The sequence below is a fragment of the Streptomyces sp. NPDC005899 genome, from assembly GCF_040629645.1.
Lineage (GTDB): Bacteria > Actinomycetota > Actinomycetes > Streptomycetales > Streptomycetaceae > Streptomyces.
This window is the reverse complement of sequence record NZ_JBEXWB010000361.1, coordinates 1-6,255: the sequence shown is the minus strand read 5'-3', so window position 1 is coordinate 6,255 and position 6,255 is coordinate 1. Positions and strand designations below refer to the sequence as shown.

At 71.8% G+C, this 6,255-nt stretch carries 7 protein-coding genes and 1 pseudogene; 5 read left to right on the top strand and 3 right to left on the bottom strand.

Features of this window, described 5'->3' with window-relative positions; all coding sequences use genetic code 11:
* Positions 1-130: 130 nt before the first annotated feature.
* Positions 131-814 (bottom strand): alpha/beta hydrolase, encoded by a 684-nt coding sequence (locus tag ABZ371_RS27615; protein WP_358684447.1) that lies wholly within the window; start codon positions 812-814, stop codon positions 131-133.
* A 559-nt stretch (positions 815-1,373) separates the two neighbouring features.
* On the opposite strand from ABZ371_RS27615, the gene ABZ371_RS27610 reads away from it, so the two are divergent.
* Positions 1,374-1,520 carry a hypothetical protein gene (locus ABZ371_RS27610; RefSeq protein ID WP_358684445.1) on the top strand — a complete coding sequence of 49 codons (147 nt, stop codon included), beginning with the start codon at positions 1,374-1,376 and terminating at the stop codon, positions 1,518-1,520.
* Positions 1,521-1,552: 32 nt separating this feature from the next.
* Here ABZ371_RS27610 and ABZ371_RS27605 read toward each other — a convergent pair.
* Both ABZ371_RS27605 and ABZ371_RS27600 read right to left on the bottom strand, forming a co-directional pair.
* Positions 1,553-1,693 (bottom strand): annotated as a pseudogene (locus tag ABZ371_RS27605) (IS5/IS1182 family transposase); the annotation flags it as partial.
* A 13-nt stretch (positions 1,694-1,706) separates the two neighbouring features.
* Positions 1,707-2,462 carry a helix-turn-helix domain-containing protein gene (locus ABZ371_RS27600; protein ID WP_358684443.1) on the bottom strand — a complete coding sequence of 252 codons (756 nt, stop codon included), beginning with the start codon at positions 2,460-2,462 and terminating at the stop codon, positions 1,707-1,709.
* Positions 2,463-2,709: 247 nt separating this feature from the next.
* Here ABZ371_RS27600 and ABZ371_RS27595 point away from each other — a divergent pair, with 247 nt between their 5' ends.
* The 4 genes from ABZ371_RS27595 (at position 2,710) to ABZ371_RS27580 (ending at position 6,141) form a co-directional block, all read left to right on the top strand.
* On the top strand, positions 2,710-3,378 hold the full coding sequence (locus ABZ371_RS27595; protein WP_358684441.1) for a DUF4097 family beta strand repeat-containing protein: 669 nt from the start codon (positions 2,710-2,712) through the stop codon (positions 3,376-3,378).
* A 97-nt stretch (positions 3,379-3,475) separates the two neighbouring features.
* A complete protein-coding gene (locus ABZ371_RS27590; RefSeq protein ID WP_358684439.1) occupies positions 3,476-4,465 on the top strand; it encodes an ATP-binding cassette domain-containing protein in 990 nt (329 codons plus the stop codon).
* The gene (locus ABZ371_RS27585; RefSeq protein ID WP_358684437.1) at positions 4,462-5,238 is read left to right on the top strand and encodes an ABC transporter permease; all 777 of its coding nucleotides are present in this window, start codon (positions 4,462-4,464) and stop codon (positions 5,236-5,238) included. Before ABZ371_RS27590 ends, ABZ371_RS27585 begins: the two co-directional genes overlap by 4 nt.
* Before the next feature lie 330 nt (positions 5,239-5,568).
* On the top strand, positions 5,569-6,141 hold the full coding sequence (locus tag ABZ371_RS27580) for a SigE family RNA polymerase sigma factor (RefSeq protein WP_358684435.1): 573 nt from the start codon (positions 5,569-5,571) through the stop codon (positions 6,139-6,141).
* Positions 6,142-6,255: the final 114 nt, after the last annotated feature.

Genomic DNA, 6,255 nt, shown 5'->3' with positions numbered 1-6,255 from the left:
GACCTACTGGCCCCAGGACCAGTGGACGGCTCTGCTGGTCATGCTCTTCACCGGGCTGGCGGTCGTCTGCCTGCGCGCCGGGGTGGCAGACCTCCGCCGACCCCGGCCGGACCCACCCGGCCCGGCGCCGCTAGGAGCCGGCGGCCTTCGCCAGGACACGGGCGAGCTCGGCGGGGCGGGTGACCATCGGCCAGTGTCCCGAATCGAGGTCCACGTACTCCAGGTGAGTGGCACGGGCGAGCTCAGGACTCTCACCGGCGGCGATCCACTCCTCGGCCTGGGCGGGGGTGAACTCGGGACAGACGACCACGACGGGGACGTCGAAGCGGCGCTCGTCGGTCAGCCGTACGACTCCCCTGGCGACCCCCTCGGGGACAGGGACGGCTGCGGCGGCGAAGCGGTCCCGAGCCCGCTGGTCCAGGTCGGCGGCGTCCGCGCCCTCGAAGAGCTCCCACCCGGGGAAGGGCATGACGCCGTCCTCGATCGCGAAGTGATCGGCGTAGGCCCGCTCGTGGGCGGCGGGGAAACCGCCGATCATGGCGACCCCGGCCACCTTCCCCGGTCGTGCGTCGCCGGCCAGCCAGGCCAGGGTCGCCGCCGCTGAGTGCCCTACCACCAGCGGTTTCCCGGGAGCCGCGTCGACCGCGGCGACCACTGCCGCCACCTGGTCGTCGAGCGTCGCGGAGGCGGCGCCGTCCCCCTGGCCCGGGAGGGTGAGCGGCACGGGGCGGTGGCCGAGCGCGGTGAGTTCGGGCACGACGTCGTCCCACGCGGTTCCGTCGAGCCACAGGCCGGCGATGAGCAGGATGTCCACGGTGGTCCTCCCGAGGAGCAGTCGGATCTGGTTGCGGGCACGCTACCGGGACGCTCCGACAGCGACCTCGAACCGGACCGCGATCCGCGAGGACTTCGGCTCGCCCGGCCCGGCCGGCGAACCTACCTACGCGGTACAGCCCTGGGAGTTCGGTCCGGGGAGTCGCGGCGGGGCGGACGGTCGCCGGTTCGGTCCGGTCGATCCGGAATCGAACCCGCGACAGGTTCTGTTCGCACTGGACCGTGGGCGTTCCGAGGCGCCCTCCGTCCCTATGACGTGGCGCCGCACGAGTGCGGTGCGCCGGGGGGATCCTGATGATCGCTGCTTCGTTCTTCTTCTTCGTGGTCGCCGTCCTGGCCCTCCTGGTCGTCGGCTTGCCCTTCCTGTCGCAGGCCCCGTTGCGCAAGCGCGGGGTGCAGGTCATGGCTTCCGAGGTGAGCAGGACGATCCCCAGGGACGGCAGGATCGATGTCCAGTACGGGTATCTCGTGCCGGACGGGGGGCACCACACCCTGTGGCGCCGCGGGATGTCCACCGAGCCGGCGGTGCTGACGGGGGGGTGGTCTACGACCCGAACAAGCCGCAGCGGGCCGACTTCAGCGACCGCATGCCGGAGAACGTGCGGCGCACGCGGATCGTCCTGCCCTGCCTGACGGCGGTGGCGGTCGTCACGCTGGTGCTGATGGTGGTGGGTGCGCCGGCGTGATGGCTGGGAGATACGCGACGCGGCAGGTCAGCGCCTCGTGAGCGGCCCGGGGCCTCATCGGGTCCGTGACGCGCCGGCCGGCCTCGCCGGCCCGGAACCCTCGGGGCACGAGTGGCTGCTCCGGCTGCGTGCCGATGAGCGCGGCAGGTCGTGGAGTCGAGCGTCACACGAGCCGTCGAGCAGAACCTAGGCGCCCTTCGCCCCCGGGCCGTCGGCGCCGGTGGGCGGCGTCGCGGGTTTGGCGTGGAGTACGTCGCGGGCCTGCTCCGCCGCGCGGGCGATGCTCTCGGAGACGAAGTCGAGGAAGCGGGCGATGTTCTCCAGGCGGTTGGCGGCGGGGGTTTCGGGGCCCAGCACTCCGACGCCCTGCCGTGCGAGCTTCACGATCCGGGCGGTGGAACGGGCGCTGGCCATCATCGACTCGTACCAGACGTCGTCGTCGACGACATAGCGCTCGCGGCGGCGTTCGTCGCGCTCCCGGCGGGCGAGGCCCTGTTCCTCGAGGAACGCGATCGCCTTGGACACGGACGCCGGGCTGACCCCGAGGCGCTGCACGAGTTCGGACGCGGTGAGACTGCCCGTGTCGCTGAGGGTGAGACAGGCCATCACCCGGGACATCATCTTGGGCATGCCCGAGGCCATGAGCACGCTGGTGAACACCTCCTCGTACTCGCGCACCGCCTCGGCGTCCCGTCCGTGGGCCTGGGGGACCGCCTCCGCCTCCCGGGGCGCGGACCGGCCGCGCCGGTGGGCGCGGCGCTCGGTGGCGTGGTGCGCCAGATCCGCCCGGTAGCCCGTGGGGCCGCCGTTGCGCATGACCTCTCGCGTGATCGTCGAGGTGGGGCGGTCCAGGCTCCTGGCGATCTCCGCGTAGGCCAGCCCGTCGGCCAGCCCCGAGGCGATCTGCCGGCGTTCCTGCTGAGTGAGCCTGCCTCCGGGCATTCCCGACCTCTCCCTCTTCGTACGCGTCCGGAACCCCGACTATAGCGTTCACTTCCAGGCCATTGCAATCAACGCGCGTGTGACGTTGCGTTAGTTGAAGTCTCGTTGCAACGAAAACACGGCTGTGAACAGCGATTATCGACTCTCTTTGCAACATACCTATTGAGCGATCCGTGAATGCAACGTAGCGTTTCACTCATCGGAAACAGCGAGCCACCGGGGCTCGCTTCCCGAGGAGGAGAGCACGATGCAGAAGTTCGACACCCCCGCCGCCATTCAGGCCGTCCTCGACGTCCCCGCGGGACGCATCCAGGTGATCGCGGCGGATCGCACCGACACCACCGTCGAGGTCCTGCCCGCGAACGCGGCCAGGAGCCACGACGTCAAGGCAGCCGAACGGACCGAGGTCGTCTACGCCGACGGCGTGCTCCGCATCCGGGTCCCGGAGGCGAAGAACCGGCTCCTCGGCACCTCCGGTTCCGTGGAGGTCACCGTCCAGCTGCCCGCCGGCTCCCGTGTCGAGGGGAAGGCGGCCGCCGCCGAGTTCCGGGGTGTGGGGCGCCTGGGCGACGTCGTCTTCGACGGCGGCTACCGCTCGGTCAAGCTCGACGAGGCCGACAGCGCCCACCTGAGCGGCCACGACGCCCACATCACGGTCGGCCGCCTCAACGGGGCCGGTGAACTCAGCACCCAGCGGGGCGACGTGAACGTCACCGAGGCCGTCCGCGGGGAGCTGAGGCTCACCACCCAGCAGGGCGACATCTCGGTCGGCGCCGCCCGCGGGGTCTTTGCCTCCCTGGACGCCGGCACCACCCAGGGCCGGATCCACAACGCGCTCACGAACTCCGGCGGCGCCCCCGGTCTCGCCATCCACGCGACCACCACCCAGGGAGACATCTCCGCCCGCAGCCTCTGATCTCCCGCAGCCTCCGATGTCCCACGGGCTGCGAAGCCCCGCAGCCCCCGAAGCCCCACACCCCCGAAGTCCCGCAACCGCTGAAGGAGCACCCCTCGTGACCGACCTGGCCATCGCCGCGTACGGCCTGCGCAAGGCCTACGGCGACAAGACCGTCCTCGACGGAATCGACCTGACCGTCCCCGAAGGCACGGTGTTCGCCCTGCTCGGCCCGAACGGGGCCGGCAAGACCACCACCGTCAAGATCCTCTCCACGCTCGTCCCCGCGGGCGCCGGCTCCGGCGCGATCCGCGTCGGCGGCCACGACCTGGCCGCCGACCCGCAGGCGGTACGGGCCGCGATCGGTGTCACCGGGCAGTTCTCCGCCGTCGACGGACTGATCACCGGCGAGGAGAACATGCTCCTCATGGCGGACCTGCACCACCTGTCCCGGAGCGAGGGGCGGCGGATCGCCGCCGGACTGCTGGAGCGGTTCGACCTCACCGAGGCGGCGAAGAAGCCCGCCTCCACCTACTCCGGCGGCATGAAACGCCGCCTGGACATCGCCATGACCCTGGTGGGCGACCCGCGGATCATCTTCCTCGACGAGCCCACCACCGGCCTCGACCCCCGCTCCCGCCACACCATGTGGCAGATCATCCGCGCACTCGTCACCGGGGGCGTCACGGTCTTCCTCACCACCCAGTACCTCGATGAGGCCGACGAACTCGCCGACCGCATCGCCGTGCTGAACGACGGGAGGATCGCCGCCGAGGGCACGGCCGAGGAACTCAAGCGGCTCGTCCCCGGCGGACACGTCCGCCTGCGCTTCACCGACCCCGCCGCCTACCGGCACGCGGCCGCCGCCCTGCCCGCGGCGACCGGCGACGAGGAGGCGCTGTCCCTGCAACTGCCCAGCGACGGCGGGCAGCGCGACCTGCGCTCCATCCTCGACCGGCTGGACGCCGCCGGCATCGAGGCCGACGAACTGACCGTGCACACCCCCGACCTCGACGACGTGTTCTTCGCCCTCACCGACCCCACCCCGGAGCCCGGCCTGCCCGGCCGGTCCGGCAGCCCCAGCCAGTCGAAGGAGACTGCCCGATGAGCTCGCTCGCCCTCGCCGTACGCGACTCCTCCACCATGCTGCGCCGCAACCTCCTGCACGCGCGCCGCTACCCCTCCCTCACCCTGAACCTGCTGCTCACCCCCGTCATGCTGCTGCTGCTCTTCGTCTACATCTTCGGCGACACCATGAGCGGCGGCGCCGGCCGCTCCGCCTACATCGCCTACCTCGTGCCGGGCATCCTGCTCATGACCATCGGCTCCACCACCATCGGCACGGCCGTGTCGGTCTCCACGGACATGAGCGAAGGCATCGTCGCCCGCTTCCGCACCATGGCCATCCACCGCAGCTCCATCCTGTTCGGGCACGTCGTGGGCAGCGTCCTGCGGACGATCGCCAGTGTCGTGCTCGTCGGCGCCATCGGTGTGGCCATGGGCTTCCGCTCCACCGGCGCCACGGTCGTGGAATGGCTGGCGGCGCTCGGCCTGCTCACCCTCTTCGCCCTGGCGTTCACCTGGATCGCGGTCGGCATGGGCCTCGGCAGCCCCAACGCCGAAGCCGCCAGCAACAACGCCATGCCCCTGATCCTCCTGCCCCTCATCTCCAGCGCCTTCGTACCCCTCAGCTCGATGCCCGGCTGGTTCCGGCCGATCGCCGAGTACCAGCCCTTCACCCCCGCCATCGAGACGCTGCGCGGACTGCTCCTGGGGACCGAGATCGGCGCCAACGGCTGGATCGCCCTCGCCTGGTGCCTGGCCCTGACCGTCCTGGGCCACCGCTGGTCCAGGGCCCGGTTCGACAGCGACCCCGCGTAGTCGCCGTGACGGCGCGGGCCACCTCGCGCAACGCGTTCCGCCCCGGGGCGGCGCACACCGACACCACGTCGGCCCGTGCGCCGCCCCGTTCGCGTTGCCTACGCCCGACGCATTCCCATGGACGTCACACGGTTTTCCCGGCCCCAGGGGTTTCGTGTTCCCGCCGTGTTGCGCCTTACTGGTTCACGGGCCCGCGTCGAAGCGCTTCCGGCACGGGCGTTGGTACGCTCTCGTCCCCGCGGACGGGCGTGTGAACGTACACAACGACGTACGCGGCTCGTTCGAGCGGCAGGGATCCGAGTGCGGTCCGAGTGCAGAGAAGGGGTACCCGTGGGCACAGTCCTTGACGACGCTGCTGCTGCCGAGTTTCGTGCGTTCTTCGAGGCGCACTACGCCGAACTCGCCCGCCTCGCCCACCTGCTGACTGGTGAGGCCGACGCGGCCGACGACCTGGCCGCCGACGCCCTGACAGCGCTCTGGCACCGCTGGGACCGCGTCAGGGACGCCGAGCACCCGGTGGCCTACGCGCGCGGGGTCGTCGCCAACCTGGCCCGCACGCGCATCCGCAGCGCGGTACGCGAGCGCCGCAGGATCGCGCTCTTCTGGGCGCCGCGCGGCGGCGGGGACGGGTACGCGGCGGACGGGCCCGACGTCTCCGCGGTCGTGGACGTCCAGGAGGCCCTGCGCCGGCTGCCGTTCCGCAAGCGGGCGTGCGTGGTGCTGCGGCACGCGTTCGACCTCTCCGAACGGGACACGGCCCTCGTACTCGGGATATCGGTGGGTACGGTGAAGAGCCAGACCTCGCGCGGCGTGGCGGAACTGCAGCGGCTGCTGGGGCCGGAGGCACCGGCCGCCCGGGTGCGGGTGGCCGTCGCGGCGCAGCGCACCGGAGGAAGACAGTGAACGACGAGGACCTGCGGCGGCGGCTGCACAGTGCCGCCGCCGCGCACCGCCCCGACCGGGAACGCATGCTGGCCCGGATGGCGCGCGGCACGGCCGGTGAACCGCCGGGGGGCG

Coding starts and splice junctions, on each gene's coding strand:
- ABZ371_RS27595 (WP_358684441.1), top strand. CDS start 2,710: ATGCAGAAGTTCGACACCCCCGCCGCCATTCAGGCCGTCCTCGACGTC.
- ABZ371_RS27600 (WP_358684443.1), bottom strand. CDS start 2,462: ATGCCCGGAGGCAGGCTCACTCAGCAGGAACGCCGGCAGATCGCCTCG.
- ABZ371_RS27585 (WP_358684437.1), top strand. CDS start 4,462: ATGAGCTCGCTCGCCCTCGCCGTACGCGACTCCTCCACCATGCTGCGC.